Below are 17,778 nucleotides of genomic sequence, written 5' to 3'. Positions count from 1 at the left end.
GACCTTCTTCCATCACTTGGTGTCCACCTATTTTGGTGGACACCTCATGCCAAAGCTCACTCAATTGCAGAAGGTGCGGGGAAAATCGCGCTTACGAATGACTTACGGCAACCGCTGAAGCCAGGCATGCAAATTGTAGTGGAAGGCAGGGGTACAAGCTTGGGCGTCTACGCGAAATCAATTCATCGCCTGGGCCTCTAATGCAGGGATTTCCGCGTTTCAGATCTATCACAACCCTTATCGTTCTGCTCGTGACCGCCTCAAGCACACTTGCCGGGCAGCCAGTTGCGGCGAAAATCTCCGTCTGCTTCACACCTGGCGAACAGTGCGAGGCCAAGATCATCGCTCCGATCGACGGAGCTCGGTCATCCTTTCACGTTCAGGCTTACGGCTTTACGTCCCTTCCGATTATCCACGCGCTGTAACGAGCTGCAGGCAGGGGCGTCGAGGTGCTTGCGATCCTCGACAAGACGAATGAGAGGAAATATTCCGGCGCGACATTGCTCGAAACCGCCGGCGTTCCGGTGTGGATCGATTTCGAGCCGGCGATAGCCCACAACAAGATCATCGTGATTGACGGACACCTGACCATAGGCGGCTCGTACAATTACACGACCGCAGCACAGAAGCGGAATGCAGAGAATGTGACGTTTACGGACAGCCGCGAACTGGCGCGCGAGTATCTAGCGAATTGGGATAGTAGGTTGAGAGTTTCGCGGACGTTTGAGGGAGCAATAAACTAAGGACGCTTTTCCGCGCGATGAGCGTCCTGAAGACTTCGTAGCTCAAAGCTTGAGGATATGCAGGGGAAGCCTTATAAGAGCATTTTCCAGATGCCGGTTGTGGAGCCGTGAGGGCTTGGACATTGAAAAGTGGGTCGCACAAAAAGAAACCCGCCGAAGCGGGTTCCGGTCCTAGAATTTAGTTTATTTTAATGGGTATTCGCTCGTTTGCATCGTTGGATTCTGGCGATGGCGCGATAGCCAGTGATCCTAATGGTACGAAATTGCCATTCCATATAGCAGCTACACGAATTCGCCCGTACCGAGTGATTGGGTAGGGTGCTCCCCCCATCTTAACAACTACATGCGCCCGAGGTCGAATAGGATGATCTCCTATTTCGGGAAGGCTCAGGAGCTTAAATTCTGGCTCGATCTCAAAAGAAATAGTAGGATTATCAAAATCTTCGCCAGGATGGGCTACTTTAATTACGATGTGCGCGGGGTGATCTCTTGGTTCATCAAATAAATGAACCGCCATACATAATTGATTGAGTTGGATTGGGAGCGGCTGACCAATGAACATGGCATCGCCGTACACTCCAACGTACGTTGTTTGGCCAGAAGTCTCCTCGCGCAGATCTTCACAGAAGATTGTGAAGCCATGAGGCTTGAAAGGGTCTATCTCAGGCACCGACTTTCGTCCCACGAAGTTCCACCGGGTTACCAGTAGTGCTGGACCAAACACGTAGCCCACTATCCATCGTTACGACATTTGACCTCGTGCTAATTGCAGCATGGATTTTCACCACCTCACCTGAGCACGTGAACATCTGACCAGTGGCTCTGTCCACCGCTGCAATTCGGATATCCAGTTCAAGCGCATCCGCTATATCCGCAATGGTGTTCAGTTCCCAATTCGGGCTTTTACCAGAAAACCATCTGGATACCGCTGACTTGTTTATCGAAAGCTTGTCAGCAAGGCCTTTCAGGCTGCCGCCATCCTGTTTTTTCTTGGATATGACAGACCAGAAAAGGCTAGCGAAAGCTGATTTCAGCATTTCGCGCTGATATTCCTTCGCAATCTTGTCAGTCTTTGTCATCGACATCGCGGTAAACCCCACCAAAATATTCATCAACTGTATTTGCGTCATATCGAACGCAATTACCAAGTACCTCGTTCCAAAGGGCCGGAATATCAGATGCGACGGCATTGTAATTTTCGCGCCACCCCAGGAGTATGCGCTCGTACAAGCCGAGACCTATGAAGGTTCCTTTGGAAATAAAGCGGCCAAAAATTCGCACCTGCCACATTTTTGGCTTTCTGGCGCAAATGGCCCAAACTTCGTCTAGGCCCTGAAGTCTCTCAAAATCGGGCTTTGCCGCCCCATTTCCAGAGAGGCTTGCGGTGACCAAATGGCCCGCACAAAACCGGCCGATGATCGCTTCCGTTTCCACCATAGGAAGATGTTTGAATTTTTCATCATCACCATCCAGAATCCTATTGACATCAGGTGTTACGAACAGCCTTCGCACGGATGCGCTTTGCCTAAGAGGTTCCCTTGCTACAAGGCGCCCCGTATCCACGGCTTGATACAATATGCGTTCGGTTGCCTTATAAGTCAACTATGCTTGCCCCAAATAGTTGACTTCAAGTTGTGACCTATGTTCATTCTGGAGTAGTCTCGGAAAACAGCGCGGCTTAAAAATTGACCCTTTTCTGCCCGGCCCATCAGTGAAGAAGGTGTTAACCAAGAATCATAAGGTTCGATTTTGGGTTGTAAATTGAAACAAGTAATGACGAACAGTCAAGTATGTTGGCCGCTTCATCCTCACGTAGAAACGTATCCGGCTTCGGTCACATCTATCGCGGCTCTAAAGGCAATCCGGCCTAAGCTTAGAACGGGATGCGGCCTTCCGGTTTGACATCCGAGCGGGTTGCTACAGTTACCGGTTTCGCGTCAGCGCCAGCCGTCGATAGGACGAACGAGTAAAAGATATTCAGGCGTTACCCGAACAGGCCCTGCGCCCCATGAACGGCTCAAATTCATCATCGCCGTCCAGATATTCTAGCTCATGGTCGATATGGTCGATTGCCCAGCCCAGCGGCTCGATCTGACTTTTCAGGTGGTGGGCCAAGTCCTCGGTAATGATGGCGATATCGGCCGCCGGCAGCGATGCCCTGTTGTTGATGATTTTGATCGCGTCAGCCTCTAGGCGTAGCAGATGGTAATTGGCCTGCTTGATCTGGAACAGCAGCTTGTCGCGGTGGTCGAGCAAGTATTCTCTCGTTTCGTCGAGCATCGTGGCGTCTCCAGTTTGCAGCAATTTTCTATATTTCAACGGCTCTCAAATGGTTTCTCGGATCAAGCAGAATAACCTTGTCGAAGGAATGTGTGACCTGTGTTTGAGCCACAAACAACGAAAGTTCAAAATCATCCATCCCGTAAGCGATATGGTCAGGCAAAATAAGCCACCAGCTCGGGTATTCGGCCCTATAAGGTGCGATTTTCGCAGTCTTCTCTTGGATTACGATGTGAAGATTTGTTTCAAGCTCGCCGAGAAGCCACCCTCCGGATTCTTCATCACTATGTCCAGCAGGGACGAATAAGGTGGGATGGGGTGACGGGGACGCCATAACATTCAGCTTGAAGCCGTCGCCCAGATCTCGATCGAAACCAGTCGCTGTAGTGATGATAAGCGTCATAGTACCGTCCTCTCGAGAACGAGATTAGTTCGCGCTTCCCCCGTGCTTCCCCGCAGATGCAAAAGGAGACGGGCAAAAATTACGAATTCATAAGCAACTGATTCTTCTAGGAAAATTTGGTGGAGCTAAGCGGGATCGAACCGCTGACCTCTTGCATGCCATGCAAGCGCTCTCCCAGCTGAGCTATAGCCCCATCAAGATGGTGCCGTTTGACCGGCCCTGGGTCCCTTCCGAGCGCTTCGCCCGTCGGGGTGGCGGCTTATTACTTGTGGTTTTCACAGATAGCAAGCCGAAAAATTCGGCCCGGGAAATTTTTTCTTTCACCGGGCCGACTGTCTTTCAGATCAGACGTCGTCTTCGTCGCCGGTGACGCCGATGATGTCGCTCATGTCGTCATCATCTTCATCTTCGTCGGCTTCGAGGAAGGTGTCGTCATCATCGTCGCCGATTTCGACGTCGTCATCGCCAATATCCGGAATGTCATCGCCGCCGGCAGCATCGTCGGCATCCTCGAGCGAGACCAGCTCGACTTCCGTGTTTTCGGTATCGACTTCGGCCACTTCGTCTTCTTCCGGAACTTCCTTGGAAGCGGAGGTTTCCTCGAAGAAGGACAAGGGCCAGGACTTGCCGGTATAGGGCGAGACCACCGGGTCCCGGTTCAGGTCATAGAACTTCTTGCCGGTATCGGGGTCGGTACGTTTTGTTCCAAGTTCCGCTTTCGCCACTGTCAAAGCCTCATGAATGGCCGAATGAAAATTCGGCAATGCCGGGGAAGCCGGCGTTTTAAGGGAAATATCAGCCGGTCCCCTTAATCGTTGCGGCCGTTTCTGTCAAAGCTAAACTTCAAGCCGCCTCGCACGTGCTTTTTGCGCATGGCGGGATGACTGGGGAACGGGCCTGTGCTAACCAGCTGGCGTGAACCGCAGAACATCTGGCGCAAGAGCAACGCAGCCAGCACAGAATGCGGATGGAATACCGGCATCGCAAAGGAATTGCCCATGCCGCACGATACCCTTCCCCAACCAGCCGTGGCACGACGCTCGGCCGGCCTTTCCGGCACGATACGCATTCCCGGCGACAAATCCATTTCCCATCGCTCCCTCATGTTCGGCGGCCTTGCCGCAGGCGAAACCCGTATCACCGGCCTGCTCGAAGGCGAGGATGTGTTGAATACCGGCAAGGCCATGCAGGCTTTAGGCGCCACAATCCGCAAGATCGACGACGAATGGATTGTCCGCGGAACCGGCAATGGCGGGCTACTGGCCCCGGAGACACCGCTCGATTTCGGCAATGCCGGCACCGGTTGCCGCCTCACCATGGGCTTGGTCGGCTCCTACGATTTCAAAACAACCTTCGTCGGCGATGCTTCGCTGTCGAAACGGCCGATGGGCCGCATTCTCGATCCGCTGCGCCGCATGGGAACGCAGGTCAGCGCCGCTACGGGCGACCGGCTGCCCGTCTCCCTACATGGGCCAGGTGTAGCGAGCCCGCTGACCTATCGCGTACCGATGGCTTCGGCGCAGGTCAAATCGGCGGTGCTGCTGGCGGGCCTCAATGCGCCCGGCATGACAACAGTCATCGAACCGGTCATGACCCGCGACCACACGGAAAAAATGCTGGCCGGTTTTGGCGCAGCGCTTTCGGTCGAGATCGATGCGGCGGGCGTCCGCACCATTCGCCTTGAGGGTCAGGGCAAGCTCACCGGCCAGACGATCGATGTCCCCGGCGATCCCTCCTCCGCGGCCTTCCCGCTGGTGGCGGCATTGATCGTGCCCGGCTCCGACATAACCATCCGCAACGTGTTGATGAACCCGACGCGCACCGGCCTCATCCTGACGCTGCAGGAGATGGGCGCGGATATCGAGATGCTCGACCGACGCATGACGGGCGGCGAGGATGTCGCCGATCTCCGCGTGCGCTCCTCTGCGCTCAAGGGCGTCACCGTGCCGGCCGAGCGCGCGCCGTCGATGATCGACGAATATCCCGTGCTGGCCGTCGCGGCTACTTTTGCAGAAGGCACGACCATCATGCAGGGGCTGGACGAGCTTCGGGTGAAAGAATCCGACCGGCTTTCGGCCGTCGCCGAGGGCTTGAAGCTCAACGGTGTCGACTGCATCGAAGGCATAGATATGCTGACGGTTCAAGGCAGGCCTGACGGCAAGGGTCTCGGCAACGCCGGCGGTGCCAAAGTGAGTACCCATCTCGATCACCGCATCGCCATGAGTTTTCTCGTCATGGGACTTGCGAGCGAACATCCTGTCACGATCGATGATTCCGCCATGATCGCCACCAGCTTTCCGGATTTTTTTGCTATGATAACAAGATTGGGCGCGACGATCGAAACTTAAGCCCGGTAGACCGTGCCATTGGCCATTCGAAGCCTTGTCACACAGGGTTTCCCGGCAGGGTTCCCTGGGAATGGCACAGCAAACGGACCGACGCCATGTATCAGCCGCCCCATCACCGCGAAGACGATCTCGACACGCAGCACCAGCTGATCCGCGCGCATCCGCTGGGGCTGCTCATCACGGCTGGTGACGGCGGGCTGATCGCCAATGCCGTGCCATTTCACCTGAATGCCGAGCTCTCGCCGAAGGGAACGCTGCAGGCGCATGTTGCCAGGGCGAACAGCCAGTGGAAGGAGATTGCGGCCGGCGCGCCCGTGCTCGTCGTCTTCCAGGGCGCCGATACCTATATCACGCCTTCTTGGTATGCGACAAAGCGGGAGACCGGCAAAGTGGTGCCGACCTGGAACTATGCGATCGTGCAGGTGCGCGGGAGCGCGCGAACGATCGACGACCCCGCCTGGCTGCGCGCGCAGATCGGCGCGTTGACCGGCGAGAACGAGAGCGATCGTGCGCAGCCCTGGGCGGTGGAAGATGCGCCGCCAGAGTTCATTGCCGCCCAGCTGAAGGGCATTGTCGGCATCGAAATCGACATCGAGACGATTGACGGCAAATGGAAGGTGAGCCAGAACCGGCCGCTGGCTGACCGACAGGGCGTGGCCGAAGGTCTTGGCGCAATCGATCGAACAGATGCCGCCGAGATGGCCGATCTGGTGCGTCGCTACAGCAAAAAACGAGATATCGGGTAGGGACGGAAGAAGACATGATCATCGCCATCGACGGACCAGCGGCTGCCGGTAAGGGAACTCTGGCACGTCGGATCGCCGAGGCCTATGGCTATCATCATCTCGATACCGGCCTCACCTATCGCGCCACCGCCAAGGCCCTGCTCGATGCCGGACTGCCGCTCGACGACGAAGCAATTGCCGAAGGCATGGCGCGCAAGGTCGATCTCGCCGGGCTCGATCGAGCCATTCTATCCCGGCACGAGATCGGCGAGGCCGCATCGAAGATCGCCGTCATGCCGGCCGTGCGCCGCGCTCTGGTCGAAGCGCAGCGCCGTTTTGCGCAGAAGAAGCCGGGCGCCGTGCTCGACGGCCGTGATATCGGCACCGTGGTCTGCCCGGATGCGCCGGTAAAACTCTATGTGACGGCTTCGGTCGAAGTCCGGGCGAAGCGGCGCTACGAAGAGATCATCGAGGCCGGCGGCAGTGCCGATTACGATGCCATTTTCGAGGATGTGAAGCGGCGCGACGAGCGCGACATGGGCCGCACCGACAGCCCTTTGAAACCAGCTGAAGAGGCGTACTTGCTAGATACCTCAGAAATGAGTATAGAAGCGGCGTTTCAGACGGCAAAATCGATCATCGACGCTGCTCTGAGCCGAAATGCCTGAAAATTTGAGCGGCTTTCGCGCGCCTCGCGCCGGAAACTGCCGATTTCAAGATAGCCTGACATTCCGTCCAAGCGCCGGATAGCTTCCTTAAGGGAGGCGGACTGGGGTCAGGCCTGTTCAACGCGAACCACCGGCGCATCAGTGTCCAGATTGCATGATCGGGACACGCCAGGAGATTTTATGTCTGTAACTTCCCCCTCTCGCGAAGATTTCGCGGCCCTTCTTGAAGAATCCTTTGCCAAGAACGATCTGGCTGAAGGCTATGTCACCAAGGGCATCATCACCGCCATCGAAAAGGATGTCGCCGTTGTAGACGTCGGCCTCAAGGTCGAAGGCCGCATCGCGCTGAAGGAATTCGGTGCACGCGCCAAGGACGGCACGCTCAAGGTTGGCGATGAAGTCGAAGTCTATGTCGAGCGTATCGAAAACGCGCTTGGCGAAGCCGTTCTCTCGCGCGAAAAGGCTCGCCGCGAAGAAAGCTGGATCAAGCTCGAAGCCAAGTTCGAAGCTGGCGAGCGCGTTGAAGGCGTCATCTTCAACCAGGTCAAGGGCGGCTTCACCGTCGATCTCGACGGCGCTATCGCCTTCCTGCCGCGTTCGCAGGTCGACATCCGTCCGATCCGCGACGTCACCCCGCTGATGCACAACCCGCAGCCCTTCGAAATCCTCAAGATGGACAAGCGCCGCGGCAACATCGTCGTTTCGCGTCGTACGGTTCTGGAAGAGTCCCGTGCCGAGCAGCGTTCTGAAATCGTTCAGAACCTCGAAGAAGGCCAGGTTGTTGACGGCGTCGTCAAGAACATCACCGATTACGGTGCGTTCGTTGACCTCGGCGGCATCGACGGCCTGCTGCACGTCACCGACATGGCATGGCGCCGTGTGAACCATCCGTCGGAAATCCTGTCCATCGGCCAGCAGGTCAAGGTACAGATCATCCGCATCAACCAGGAAACCCACCGTATCTCGCTCGGCATGAAGCAGCTCGAGAGCGATCCGTGGGATGGCATCCAGGCCAAGTATCCGGAAGGCAAGAAGATCTCCGGTACGGTCACGAACATCACCGACTACGGTGCGTTCGTCGAGCTGGAGCCGGGCATCGAAGGCCTGATCCACATCTCGGAAATGTCCTGGACCAAGAAGAACGTTCACCCCGGCAAGATCCTGTCCACGAGCCAGGAAGTCGAAGTCGTCGTTCTCGAAGTCGATCCGACCAAGCGTCGTATCTCGCTCGGCCTGAAGCAGACGCTGGAAAATCCGTGGGCAGCATTCGCCCGCAACCATCCGGCTGGCACCGAAGTCGAAGGCGAAGTCAAGAACAAGACCGAATTCGGCCTGTTCATCGGCCTCGACGGCGATGTGGACGGCATGGTTCACCTCTCCGACCTCGACTGGAATCGTCCGGGCGAGCAGGTCATCGAAGAGTACAACAAGGGTGACGTCGTCAAGGCTGTCGTTCTCGACGTCGACGTCGAGAAGGAACGCATCTCGCTCGGCATCAAGCAGCTCGGCAAGGACTCGGTTGGTGAAGCTGCTGCTTCCGGCGACCTGCGCAAGAATGCAGTCGTTTCCTGCGAAGTCATCGCAGTCAACGACGGCGGCATCGAAGTGAAGCTCGTCAACCACGAAGACATCACCTCGTTCATCCGCCGCGCCGATCTGTCGCGTGACCGTGACGAACAGCGTCCGGAGCGTTTCTCGGTTGGTCAGGTTGTCGACGCTCGCGTCACCAACTTCTCCAAGAAGGACCGCAAGATCATGCTGTCGATCAAGGCTCTGGAAATCGCAGAAGAGAAGGAAGCCGTTGCTCAGTTCGGTTCTTCCGACTCGGGCGCTTCGCTCGGCGACATCCTGGGTGCGGCTCTGAAGAACCGCAACGCCGAATAATCCTCGGTCGAAGCCTGAAAACAAAAACCCGCCGGAGCGATCCGGCGGGTTTTTCTTTGTCCGCTCTGCGACGTCTGCGCCTGCTATTCCATTTTGGCGCTTTATTCCCAGGTCACCATGCGCCGATAGAAATCGAAGGCGTGGTCTTGAAGCGGGTCGCGCAGAGGCTGCGGCAAGGCAACGAGTTCCGGTCTGACGTTATCGTCCTCCGCAGAGGCCGGGCCAGCTTCCGCTTCGTCGGATACCTCGCCCTCTGCCTGTGCCGACGATTCCTCTGCATGGGCCTGCTCTTCATCCTGATCTTGCGGGTTCTCCTCGTCCTGAGCTTGTCCGCCCTCCTCATCGCCGACGGGATCGACGCGATTGAGCAGCTTCGACTCGCTATTCTTGGCGGAAGTGTCGACCGGCAAATAGCTAGCCACGACGAAGGGAACGCCGAGTGGCAGGGGCGCCGACATCGTCGCCTGCTCCGCAGCCTCATATACCGCCACCGGCGTTGCAGGCGACGTCTGCGACGGCGGCTTGCCGGAAGCGATGGGAAGAGCACCGGATGTTTCGGGCCCTTCCGCCAATGACGCCGGCAGGGCCGCCACTGCGACCGGGCGATTGGAGCCTTCGTTAACGATCGGCGGCTGCGTTGACGATGCCTGCGTCGCGCTATTGCCGGTCAACGCCTGGGCGATGATCTTCTCCACGGAAGAGGAGGGATTGTTGATGATCTGCAAAAGGTCGGGATCGGCCGCCATCGCGGGCGGACTGATGACGACCTGCAGGCCCTGTTTGATGTCGGCTTCTATCTGCTGGATATCGCGCGGCACCGGCGGCGGCGTCAGCGGCGACCGGATCAATGCAATTTCGGTCGGGAGGTCGACTTCGGCTGCGATTGCCGTCAGCAGCGCGCTTGCAGTCAGATCATCGACAAGAGAAGCGAGTACGGAAGGCTGGACAGTGGCGGCCGCCGTAGCGGCAGGCGTGGCTTGCGGGGCGGCGGGGCCGTTTTGCGCGACCGTCTGCGCTTGGGTCGGCTGTGCTTGGGCCGCTTGTGCGGAAGCCGGCGCGGGTTGAGATTGTGCGGGGATGCCCACTTGCGGCGTCTGCTGCTCCGCAGGTGCTGGCTGCGCGGCGGGCTGGGCCGTCGCCGGTGTAGCCACAGCAGGCGCAGGTGTCGGGATAGCGGAAGCCGGTTCGTCTGCAGCAGCGGCGAGCGCCGTTGCCACGGCGGCTAGCTCGGCCGCCTTCTGCAGCGGGGCTGATACGGGTGTCTGGGAGGCTGGCGTTTCCACTTGGCCGGCATTCTGCCCATAGGAATTGACGACTGCCTTCAGCACGGCATCCGGCTCGGCTACCGACGTCTGTTCAAGGCTGAGAGCCAGCTGCACCGCCTGCGGACTTTCCGGGTCCTGCAACGCCGCTGCCAGAACCGGCAATGGCACCGGCGTCCTCATCTGCCCATCCATACGCTGCTGCGCGGTGGCGAGCTGTGGCGGCGTCAGGCTGCGGATTGCGGCGGCAACACGCTGGGCATAGGCGGCATTGCTTTCGCCCGGCTCACGGGAAACATTCACCACCTTGCTGGCGGCATCGATCGCGGAAAGCAGACTGTCGAGCATGCGTTCGCGAGCCGCGACCAGCAGCATGTTCAGCTTGCCCTCGACGCTGGCATTAACGGTACTCGACAGAACGGCGAGCGGCGTTGCCGTCGTCTGAAGCCCGGAGGTCTCGGCCGTTGCGGCGATCGGCTTCTCAATGGATACACCCACAGCGGACACGGCACCAACGGGAAGCAACATGACATGCTCCTTTGTCTGGCAAGGCGACGATGGAAGCGGGAAGCAGGTTCAATCGAGGTCCGCTCATGCGGCCTGTGGACTTCCTAGCGCCGAGTGGCCGAATTGGCGAGGCGCGAACGCGCAGACCTGGAAATCATCCGCAAAATAGCAGTCAAGTCCTTAACATATCCCTAAATAAAGGAGCCGATGCCGCTTGCGCAGCACCGGCTCAGGAATTCCTGTCGCAAGCGAAGCAATCAGCTATGCGCGAAGATATCCGCCTCTTCCCAGCCGAGAAGGTCGAGCTTGGCACGCGTCGGCAGGAATGCGAAGCAATCATCGGCATAGTCCATGCGGCCGTCGCGCAGCAGGCGCTGGGTCAGCTTCTCGCGCAACGCGTGGAGATAGAGTACGTCGGAGGCAGCATATTCGAGCTGCGCCGGGGACAGCGTTTCCGCGGCCCAATCCGACGACTGCTGCGCCTTTGAGATATCGACGTCCAACATCTCCTTGAGATTGTCCTTCAGGCCGTGACGGTCGGTATAGGTGCGGCAGAGGCGCGAGGCGATCTTGGTGCAGAAGACCGGGGTCGTGGTGACGCCAAACGTATGAAACAGGACGGCGATGTCGAAGCGGCCGTAATGAAAGATCTTCTGATGCGTCGGGTCGGCGAGCATGGCGACGAGATTGGGCGCCTGCTTCTGACCGGCGGCGATACGGATGATATCGGCCGTGCCGTCGCCGGGCGAAAGCTGCACGAGGCAAAGCCGGTCACGGCGTGGAACGAGGCCGAGAGTTTCGGTATCGATGGCAATAGCGCCGGTGTAGCGTGCGGCATCCTCAGTGGAAATATCGCCTTCGTGATAACGGATGGTGGCAGCCATGAGATTCTCCCGGCTCTGTCCTTCTGAATTCGCTTTTCGTCCGTTCTATAGAACAGACGGGGTGAGAACCATACCGGCGCCTGTCAAAAAGTCGGCGGCGTATTGATCCAGAGCAATATGGTCTCACCATCATGGCGGTTGCGCCAGGAATGATAACGGCGGCTTTCAAAATAAAGCGAATCTCCCGGCAGTAGATCGAAGAATTGATCGCTGTCGAGCACCAGTTCCAGGCGACCGGCGAGAACATGGATGAACTCTTCTCCCTCGTGCCGATAGGCGCCTTCGCTTGTCGCACCTGGCGCGAGCACGAAGCGATGGCAATCCATCATCGTCGGTCCTTCGGCAAGAAGCTGGACAGTGACGCCCGGCGTCGTCGCTGGCCAGGAACGCCATTCGCCTGACCGGATGAGTGCGGGAACATCCTCGCGCTCCTCACCAGACAGGCGCGATACCGTTGTGCCATAATAATCTGCGAGGTCATGCAGCGTCTTGAAACTGACACCCTGCGAGGTGCGCTCCAGGGTCGAGAGCGTCGACGACGTCATGCCCATGTCGGCGGCGACTTGCTCCAGCGTCTTGCCGGCGGCGTGGCGCAGCGAGCGAAGTCTGCGGCCGATATCCGAAGAGGCCAGTTGCTCGCCATTCTCCGATCCGGCGGCACCGCCCTCCTCCATCTCGAGCGCTTCGCGAATCGCCGCCGGATTGAGGCCACGCTCGGCGCGGAACCAGGAGATGCGCTTCAGCCGCGCCACGTCGTCGGCGCTGTACTGGCGGTGCCCGGTCTCGGAGCGGGAGGGGACGACAAGCCCCTGGCTTTCCCATAGGCGCAAGGTGGAGGCCGATACGCCGGCAAGACGCGCCGCTTCCGCCACCTTGTAGCGCACGGGGTAGCGCTCCGGCTCGATGCTGCTCATTTGCCAATATCCCTGATTTTCGTCTTTCGATCCGTTTAGCATGGATTGCGCGGCTTAGCGCGCCTTAAAAGCCGCGCGGCGCTCCATGGGAGCCTTTCGCACATTCTTGTCACCCGCACAAAATCCCGCTTGAAATCTTGCAGGAAAAATGTAGGAGTTTTCTAAATAACTTGCAGAACTTCTGCAAGATAATTCGAAAACGCCTTCCTGGGAGCACCTGCAATGATCCTGACCGAGCGGAAGAACGCCGCCATTTCTCGCGGCGTCGGCATGACGACGCAGATCTACGCCGACCGCGCTGAAAACGCCGAGATCTGGGACAAGGAAGGCAATCGCTATATCGATTTTGCCTCCGGCATCGCCGTGGTGAATACGGGCCATCGTCATCCCCGCGTCATTGCTGCCGTCAAGGAACAGCTCGATCGCTTCACGCATACCTGCCACCAGGTCGTACCCTATGAGAGCTATGTTCATCTGGCCGAGCGGCTGAACGCGATCGTCCCCGGCAATTTCGCCAAGAAGACGATCTTCGTGACGACAGGCGCGGAAGCGGTCGAAAACGCCGTGAAGATCGCCCGCGCCGCCACCGGCCGCTCCGCCATCATCGCTTTCGGCGGCGGCTTCCATGGCCGTACCTTCATGGGCATGGCGCTGACCGGCAAGGTCACGCCCTACAAGATCGGCTTCGGCCCGATGCCGGGCGATGTCTTCCATGCGCCCTTCCCCGTGCCGCTGCACGGCATCAGTGTCGAGCAGTCGCTGGCGACGCTGAAAAAGCTCTTTGCAGCCGATGTCGATCCGCAGCGCGTGGCCGCGATCATCCTCGAGCCCGTCCAGGGCGAAGGCGGCTTCTATCCGGCGCCGTCAGCCTTCATGAAGGCGCTTCGCGAGATCTGCGACCAGCACGGCATTCTCCTGATCGCCGACGAGGTACAGACCGGCTTTGCGCGCACCGGCAAGATGTTTGCGATGGGTCACCATGAGGTGGCGGCCGATCTCGTTACCATGGCAAAGAGCCTCGCCGGCGGCTTCCCGCTTGCCGCCGTCACCGGCCGCGCCGAGATCATGGATGCACCCGCTCCAGGCGGCCTTGGCGGCACCTATGGCGGCAATCCGCTCGGCATCGCCGCAGCCCATGCCGTGCTCGACGTTATCGCAGACGAGGGTCTGTGCGACCGCGCCAACCAGCTCGGCTCGCGCCTGAAACAGCGGCTGGAATCGCTGCGCGACAAGGTGCCTGAAATTGCTGATATCCGCGGCCCCGGCTTCATGAATGCGGTGGAATTCAATAATGCGGCGACCAAACTGCCGAGCGCTGATTTCGCCAACAAGGTGCGGCTGATCGCGCTCGACAAGGGGCTGATCGTTTTGACCTGCGGCGTCTTTGGCAATGTCATCCGCTTCCTGTCGCCGATCACCATTCAGGACGGCATCTTCAGCGAAGCCCTCGACATTCTCGAAGCATCGCTGATCGAGGCGAGCGCCTCGCATTAACGAAGCCGACCCGCGTATTTCCCTTATCCGTCCGTGCAGCCTGCCAGGCAAAATCTATCGGAGTGCATAGCATGTCCTTTACAACAGCAATGACCAAGCATGTTCCCTTCTCTTCGCGCCTCCTGCGCGCCGCCGGCTATATCAACGGCGCCTGGACGGGCGGCGGGGCGACGAAGACCTTCGATGTCATCAATCCCGCGACCGGCGAAGTGCTTGCCTCGCTGCCGGATATGGGCGCTGCCGAGACGGCGGCCGCCATCGATGCCGCCTATATCGCCCAAGTCACCTGGGCCGCCCGTCCTGCCAAGGAACGAGCAGCAACCTTACGCAAATGGTTCGATCTCATGATCGCCAACGCCGATGAGCTGGCCGCCATCCTGACGGCCGAGATGGGCAAGCCGCTGCCGGAAGCCAGAGGCGAAATCCTCTACGCCGCCTCCTATGTCGAATGGTACGCGGAGGAGGCCAAGCGCATCTATGGCGAAACCATCCCCGCGCCTTCGAACGACAAGCGCATGGTCGTCATCAAGCAGCCGGTCGGCGTCGTCGGCACGATCACGCCATGGAACTTCCCGGCCGCCATGATCGCCCGCAAGATCGCGCCGGCCCTTGCCGTCGGCTGCACCGTCGTCTCGAAGCCCGCCGAGCAGACGCCGCTGACGGCGATCGCGCTGGCCGTGCTTGCCGAAGAAGCGGGCATTCCCGCTGGCGTCCTCAACATCATCGTCGGCCTTGACAGCCCGGCCATCGGCCGCGAACTCTGCGGCAATGCGAAGGTGCGCAAGATCAGCTTCACTGGCTCGACGGAGGTCGGCCGCATCCTGATGCGCCAGTGCGCCGACCAGATTAAGAAGGTCAGCCTCGAGCTTGGCGGCAATGCGCCCTTCATCGTCTTCGATGACGCCGATCTCGACGCCGCCGTCGAGGGCGCCATGGCTTCGAAATACCGCAATGCCGGTCAGACCTGTGTCTGCGCCAACCGCATCTATGTGCAATCCAGCGTTTACGACGCCTTTGCCGCCAAGCTTGCCGCGAAGGTCGGCGAACTTAACGTGGGCGACGGCTTCAAGCCGGGCGTGACCGTTGGGCCGCTGATCGACGAACAGGGTGTCGCCAAGGCCGAAGACCATGTGCGGGATGCCGTCTCAAAGGGTGCTCGCGTCGTGCTCGGCGGCAAGCGCATAGAAGGCACCGGCACATTCTTCGCTCCGACCATCCTGACCGGTGTCGACCGGAGCATGAAGGTTGCCCGCGAGGAAACATTCGGTCCAGTTGCACCGCTCTTCCGCTTCGACACCGCCGAGGATGTCATCGCACAAGCGAACGATACCGAATTCGGCCTTGCGGCCTATTTCTTCGCCGGCGACCTGAAGAAGGTGTGGCGCGTGGCGGAAGCGCTGGAATACGGCATGGTCGGCATCAATACCGGCCTGATGTCGTCGGAAACGGCACCCTTCGGCGGCATCAAGCAATCCGGCCTTGGCCGCGAAGGCTCGCGCCACGGCGCCGACGACTATCTGGAAATGAAATACCTCTGCATCGGCAATCTATAGCCGGCTATCAGGTTGAGGTGATGTGAATGCGGCCCTGCCACAGCCGGGCCGCGCTCAGCCGGTCGCTGTAGAAGGCTCCAGTATCGAGATTGAGCCTGAGACCATTGACTTCGGCCCGCTGGACTGGCGTGTGGCCGTGGATAATCAACTTCGGCAGTGGCTGTGCGCTGTCGTAGAAGCGGGAGCGGATGAAGACGAGGTCGTCGTCTTGCTGATCGGCAATCGACCGATCCGGATCGATGCCGGCATGGACGAACAAGGCCTTCGGCGTGTCCAGCAGGATCGGCAGGCGGCGCAGGAAATTGACATGATCGTCCGGCAGCCAGGTTCGGATGAACGTATCGAGCTTCTTCCGCTTGGGATATAACTGCTGTAGACGAGGGATATCCACGCCATAGGAGGCGAGTGTCGCATCACCGCCAAGCGCCACCCAATCCTCGAGCGATATCTCACCATCGACATAGGCTAGCATCGCCATCTCATGATTGCCGGTGAGGCATATGCGGTCGAAACCGTTCGGCGGCGGCGCCATGAGGCGGCCGACCACCTGCGCCGACGCGGGACCACGATCGATGAAATCCCCCAGCATGATGATGAGCTTTCGGCCGGGAAGCCCCGCCGCGTCTGCAAAAATCTTGCGCTCCAGTGCACTGAGGAGATCGTAACGGCCGTGGACATCACCGATGACGTAGGTGGGCATGTCGAGATTTTCGAGCCACTCCCGGCGCCGACGGTGGCCAAAGCCATTGGCCATTTTTTCGCGTATCCTGGATGCCGCCATGAAACTGCCTTTCGAGCGTACACCCCGGAACGCCTCAACTGTGTCTGCAAAAAGGACTCAAAAGCGACGATTCTTTGCCAGAAAGGCGGAAATCATCGCTGATGATGGTTCCACGGCAGACCTCGGCCTGCGACACCAACCCGCCTTGCGGCAAAGCGTCCCGAACGGCGCCTTTATGCATGGAGAAAGTTGACAGTGCGTATCCGCAATCTTATCGCGCTGACCACGTCGGCGCGAGAAATTCCCGCCGTTCAACCCGAAAAAACATGAGTGCCGGGCAGCTTCAGCATATTGGCTGCCGGATTGCCGACGCAAACAACATGCCTCAAATTGGAACGTACCATTCATGGCGCCTGTAAACTTATCGTGAAACCCTGATGGAAACGACGACAGCGCTCCAACTCTGCCGCTTCCTGCATGACGCGTCCCTGATGTTTCTATGGGGCGCCTGTGCCTATCTATCTCTGTTCGTGCCGAGAGCGCTTGCCGACACCGTCTGGCGTATAGCTGCAAAACCGCTTTTGCTGATCGTTGCGATTGCGGTTTTAACGGCACTGGCCGCATTGCCGGTGACGACGGCGAATATCGGCAACGGCTGGAGCGATGCGCTCAATGCCGACATGATGCATGACGTGGTTTTCGAAACCACGGTCGGGATTGCATGGCAGGCACAAGTGCTGGCGGCCATCGTGATGGTTTGCACCTTGCTGTTGCCGCAGAGCCGGCGCCGCCATGGGCTGACCCTGGGCGCCGGCCTCGGGCTCGCCTCGCTGTCACTGACCGGGCATGCCTCGATGCTGGAAGGCTGGGCGCGGCAGGCGCACCGGGCCAATGATATCCTGCATGTGCTTGCAGGTGGTGGCTGGCTGGGGGCGCTGGTGCCGCTGATCCCTATCCTCAAGCTTCTCGGGCGGCCGGAATGCCGGGCGGAAGCGCAAGTGGCGTTGCGCCGGTTCTCCAATGCCGGGCACATAGCAGTCGCGCTCGTCATCCTCTCCGGTATCGTCAATACGCTGCTGATCCTGAAACGCCTGCCGACGGACTGGTCTTCGTCCTATCAGAAGTTGCTTGCCATCAAGATCGCGCTGGTCGCCGTCATGGCGATGCTGGCCATCATCAACCGCTACGTCTTCGTTCCCTGGATCGGCCGCAAGCCGGCTCGCGCGCTGCTGGCCCTCCGGCTTGGAAGCATCGCCGAGATCGGCATCGGCATTGTCGTCATCGGGCTCGTTGCCGTCTTCGGCATGCTGGAGCCGGTCTAGAGCCGTTTCGCTTTTCTTCGAATCGCGAAAATGCTCTATCTCCTTGTTTTACGCAGTTCCTGAGGGAAAA

General features: G+C 59.1%; 17 protein-coding genes, 1 tRNA gene and 1 pseudogene. 8 read left to right on the top strand and 11 right to left on the bottom strand.

Annotated features, from left to right (window positions below):
- Positions 1-440: 440 nt before the first annotated feature.
- Positions 441-743 (top strand): annotated as a pseudogene (locus tag FBZ99_RS31745) (phospholipase D-like domain-containing protein); the annotation flags it as partial.
- Between the two features lie 178 nt (positions 744-921).
- Here the strand turns inward: FBZ99_RS31745 and FBZ99_RS31740 are convergent.
- From FBZ99_RS31740 to FBZ99_RS31715, 7 genes are all read right to left on the bottom strand, one after another.
- Positions 922-1,413: a hypothetical protein gene (locus FBZ99_RS31740; protein WP_145637055.1), complete on the bottom strand. Its 492-nt coding sequence runs from the start codon at positions 1,411-1,413 to the stop codon at positions 922-924.
- Positions 1,406-1,822, bottom strand: coding sequence for a helix-turn-helix domain-containing protein (locus FBZ99_RS31735; protein WP_173002588.1), 417 nt, complete (start codon positions 1,820-1,822; stop codon positions 1,406-1,408). Before FBZ99_RS31735 ends, FBZ99_RS31740 begins: the two co-directional genes overlap by 8 nt.
- Positions 1,809-2,345 (bottom strand): hypothetical protein, encoded by a 537-nt coding sequence (locus tag FBZ99_RS33310; protein ID WP_162751071.1) that lies wholly within the window; start codon positions 2,343-2,345, stop codon positions 1,809-1,811. Before FBZ99_RS33310 ends, FBZ99_RS31735 begins: the two co-directional genes overlap by 14 nt.
- 375 nt (positions 2,346-2,720) lie before the next feature.
- Complete coding sequence (locus tag FBZ99_RS31730) at positions 2,721-3,023, bottom strand: hypothetical protein (RefSeq protein ID WP_113397386.1); 303 nt, start codon at positions 3,021-3,023, stop codon at positions 2,721-2,723.
- A gap of 28 nt (positions 3,024-3,051) precedes the next feature.
- The gene (locus FBZ99_RS31725; RefSeq protein WP_113397385.1) at positions 3,052-3,426 is read right to left on the bottom strand and encodes a hypothetical protein; all 375 of its coding nucleotides are present in this window, start codon (positions 3,424-3,426) and stop codon (positions 3,052-3,054) included.
- Positions 3,427-3,543: 117 nt separating this feature from the next.
- Positions 3,544-3,619, bottom strand: a tRNA-Ala gene (locus tag FBZ99_RS31720).
- 151 nt (positions 3,620-3,770) lie between these two features.
- Positions 3,771-4,151 carry a TIGR02300 family protein gene (locus FBZ99_RS31715; protein WP_095436113.1) on the bottom strand — a complete coding sequence of 127 codons (381 nt, stop codon included), beginning with the start codon at positions 4,149-4,151 and terminating at the stop codon, positions 3,771-3,773.
- A gap of 273 nt (positions 4,152-4,424) precedes the next feature.
- On the opposite strand from FBZ99_RS31715, the gene aroA reads away from it, so the two are divergent.
- The 4 genes from aroA (at position 4,425) to rpsA (ending at position 9,051) form a co-directional block, all read left to right on the top strand.
- Positions 4,425-5,774, top strand: a complete 1,350-nt coding sequence (gene aroA, locus FBZ99_RS31710; RefSeq protein ID WP_113397470.1) for a 3-phosphoshikimate 1-carboxyvinyltransferase — start codon at positions 4,425-4,427, stop codon at positions 5,772-5,774.
- 95 nt (positions 5,775-5,869) lie between these two features.
- On the top strand, positions 5,870-6,520 hold the full coding sequence (locus tag FBZ99_RS31705) for an FMN-binding negative transcriptional regulator (RefSeq protein ID WP_113354152.1): 651 nt from the start codon (positions 5,870-5,872) through the stop codon (positions 6,518-6,520).
- A 14-nt stretch (positions 6,521-6,534) separates the two neighbouring features.
- Entirely contained in the window at positions 6,535-7,167 is a 633-nt protein-coding gene (gene cmk, locus FBZ99_RS31700; protein ID WP_113332410.1) for a (d)CMP kinase, read from the top strand.
- 180 nt (positions 7,168-7,347) lie between these two features.
- On the top strand, positions 7,348-9,051 hold the full coding sequence (rpsA, locus tag FBZ99_RS31695; protein ID WP_112722941.1) for a 30S ribosomal protein S1: 1,704 nt from the start codon (positions 7,348-7,350) through the stop codon (positions 9,049-9,051).
- Positions 9,052-9,152: 101 nt separating this feature from the next.
- On the opposite strand, the gene FBZ99_RS31690 is transcribed toward rpsA, so the two are convergent.
- The 3 genes from FBZ99_RS31690 to FBZ99_RS31680 form a co-directional block, all read right to left on the bottom strand.
- Entirely contained in the window at positions 9,153-10,841 is a 1,689-nt protein-coding gene (locus tag FBZ99_RS31690; protein WP_145637050.1) for a hypothetical protein, read from the bottom strand.
- A gap of 236 nt (positions 10,842-11,077) precedes the next feature.
- Entirely contained in the window at positions 11,078-11,704 is a 627-nt protein-coding gene (locus FBZ99_RS31685; protein WP_095433486.1) for a ribonuclease D, read from the bottom strand.
- Between the two features lie 83 nt (positions 11,705-11,787).
- Positions 11,788-12,618 carry a MerR family transcriptional regulator gene (locus tag FBZ99_RS31680; protein WP_113354155.1) on the bottom strand — a complete coding sequence of 277 codons (831 nt, stop codon included), beginning with the start codon at positions 12,616-12,618 and terminating at the stop codon, positions 11,788-11,790.
- A gap of 222 nt (positions 12,619-12,840) precedes the next feature.
- On the opposite strand from FBZ99_RS31680, the gene FBZ99_RS31675 reads away from it, so the two are divergent.
- Both FBZ99_RS31675 and FBZ99_RS31670 read left to right on the top strand, forming a co-directional pair.
- Complete coding sequence (locus tag FBZ99_RS31675) at positions 12,841-14,112, top strand: 4-aminobutyrate--2-oxoglutarate transaminase (protein ID WP_145324229.1); 1,272 nt, start codon at positions 12,841-12,843, stop codon at positions 14,110-14,112.
- Between the two features lie 71 nt (positions 14,113-14,183).
- Entirely contained in the window at positions 14,184-15,665 is a 1,482-nt protein-coding gene (locus FBZ99_RS31670; protein WP_145324231.1) for an NAD-dependent succinate-semialdehyde dehydrogenase, read from the top strand.
- 7 nt (positions 15,666-15,672) lie between these two features.
- Here FBZ99_RS31670 and FBZ99_RS31665 read toward each other — a convergent pair whose 3' ends face one another.
- Positions 15,673-16,446: a metallophosphoesterase gene (locus tag FBZ99_RS31665; protein WP_113389918.1), complete on the bottom strand. Its 774-nt coding sequence runs from the start codon at positions 16,444-16,446 to the stop codon at positions 15,673-15,675.
- Between the two features lie 377 nt (positions 16,447-16,823).
- Between FBZ99_RS31665 and copD the strand changes: the two genes are divergently transcribed.
- Positions 16,824-17,708 carry a copper homeostasis membrane protein CopD gene (gene copD, locus FBZ99_RS31660; RefSeq protein ID WP_113396099.1) on the top strand — a complete coding sequence of 295 codons (885 nt, stop codon included), beginning with the start codon at positions 16,824-16,826 and terminating at the stop codon, positions 17,706-17,708.
- Positions 17,709-17,778 lie beyond the last annotated feature (70 nt).

Origin of the sequence: Rhizobium sp. ERR 1071, from assembly GCF_007828675.1 — a bacterium.
GTDB lineage: Bacteria > Pseudomonadota > Alphaproteobacteria > Rhizobiales > Rhizobiaceae > Rhizobium > Rhizobium dioscoreae.
Note: the sequence above shows the minus strand (reverse complement) of the source record. Positions and strands in the feature narration are given on the sequence as shown.

Coding starts and splice junctions, on each gene's coding strand:
- FBZ99_RS31730 (WP_113397386.1), bottom strand. CDS start 3,023: ATGCTCGACGAAACGAGAGAATACTTGCTCGACCACCGCGACAAGCTG.
- FBZ99_RS31675 (WP_145324229.1), top strand. CDS start 12,841: ATGATCCTGACCGAGCGGAAGAACGCCGCCATTTCTCGCGGCGTCGGC.
- FBZ99_RS31705 (WP_113354152.1), top strand. CDS start 5,870: ATGTATCAGCCGCCCCATCACCGCGAAGACGATCTCGACACGCAGCAC.
- FBZ99_RS31690 (WP_145637050.1), bottom strand. CDS start 10,841: ATGTTGCTTCCCGTTGGTGCCGTGTCCGCTGTGGGTGTATCCATTGAG.
- cmk (WP_113332410.1), top strand. CDS start 6,535: ATGATCATCGCCATCGACGGACCAGCGGCTGCCGGTAAGGGAACTCTG.
- FBZ99_RS31735 (WP_173002588.1), bottom strand. CDS start 1,822: ATGACAAAGACTGACAAGATTGCGAAGGAATATCAGCGCGAAATGCTG.
- FBZ99_RS31665 (WP_113389918.1), bottom strand. CDS start 16,446: ATGGCGGCATCCAGGATACGCGAAAAAATGGCCAATGGCTTTGGCCAC.
- FBZ99_RS31725 (WP_113397385.1), bottom strand. CDS start 3,426: ATGACGCTTATCATCACTACAGCGACTGGTTTCGATCGAGATCTGGGC.
- copD (WP_113396099.1), top strand. CDS start 16,824: ATGGAAACGACGACAGCGCTCCAACTCTGCCGCTTCCTGCATGACGCG.
- aroA (WP_113397470.1), top strand. CDS start 4,425: ATGCCGCACGATACCCTTCCCCAACCAGCCGTGGCACGACGCTCGGCC.
- FBZ99_RS31680 (WP_113354155.1), bottom strand. CDS start 12,618: ATGAGCAGCATCGAGCCGGAGCGCTACCCCGTGCGCTACAAGGTGGCG.
- FBZ99_RS31685 (WP_095433486.1), bottom strand. CDS start 11,704: ATGGCTGCCACCATCCGTTATCACGAAGGCGATATTTCCACTGAGGAT.
- FBZ99_RS31670 (WP_145324231.1), top strand. CDS start 14,184: ATGTCCTTTACAACAGCAATGACCAAGCATGTTCCCTTCTCTTCGCGC.
- rpsA (WP_112722941.1), top strand. CDS start 7,348: ATGTCTGTAACTTCCCCCTCTCGCGAAGATTTCGCGGCCCTTCTTGAA.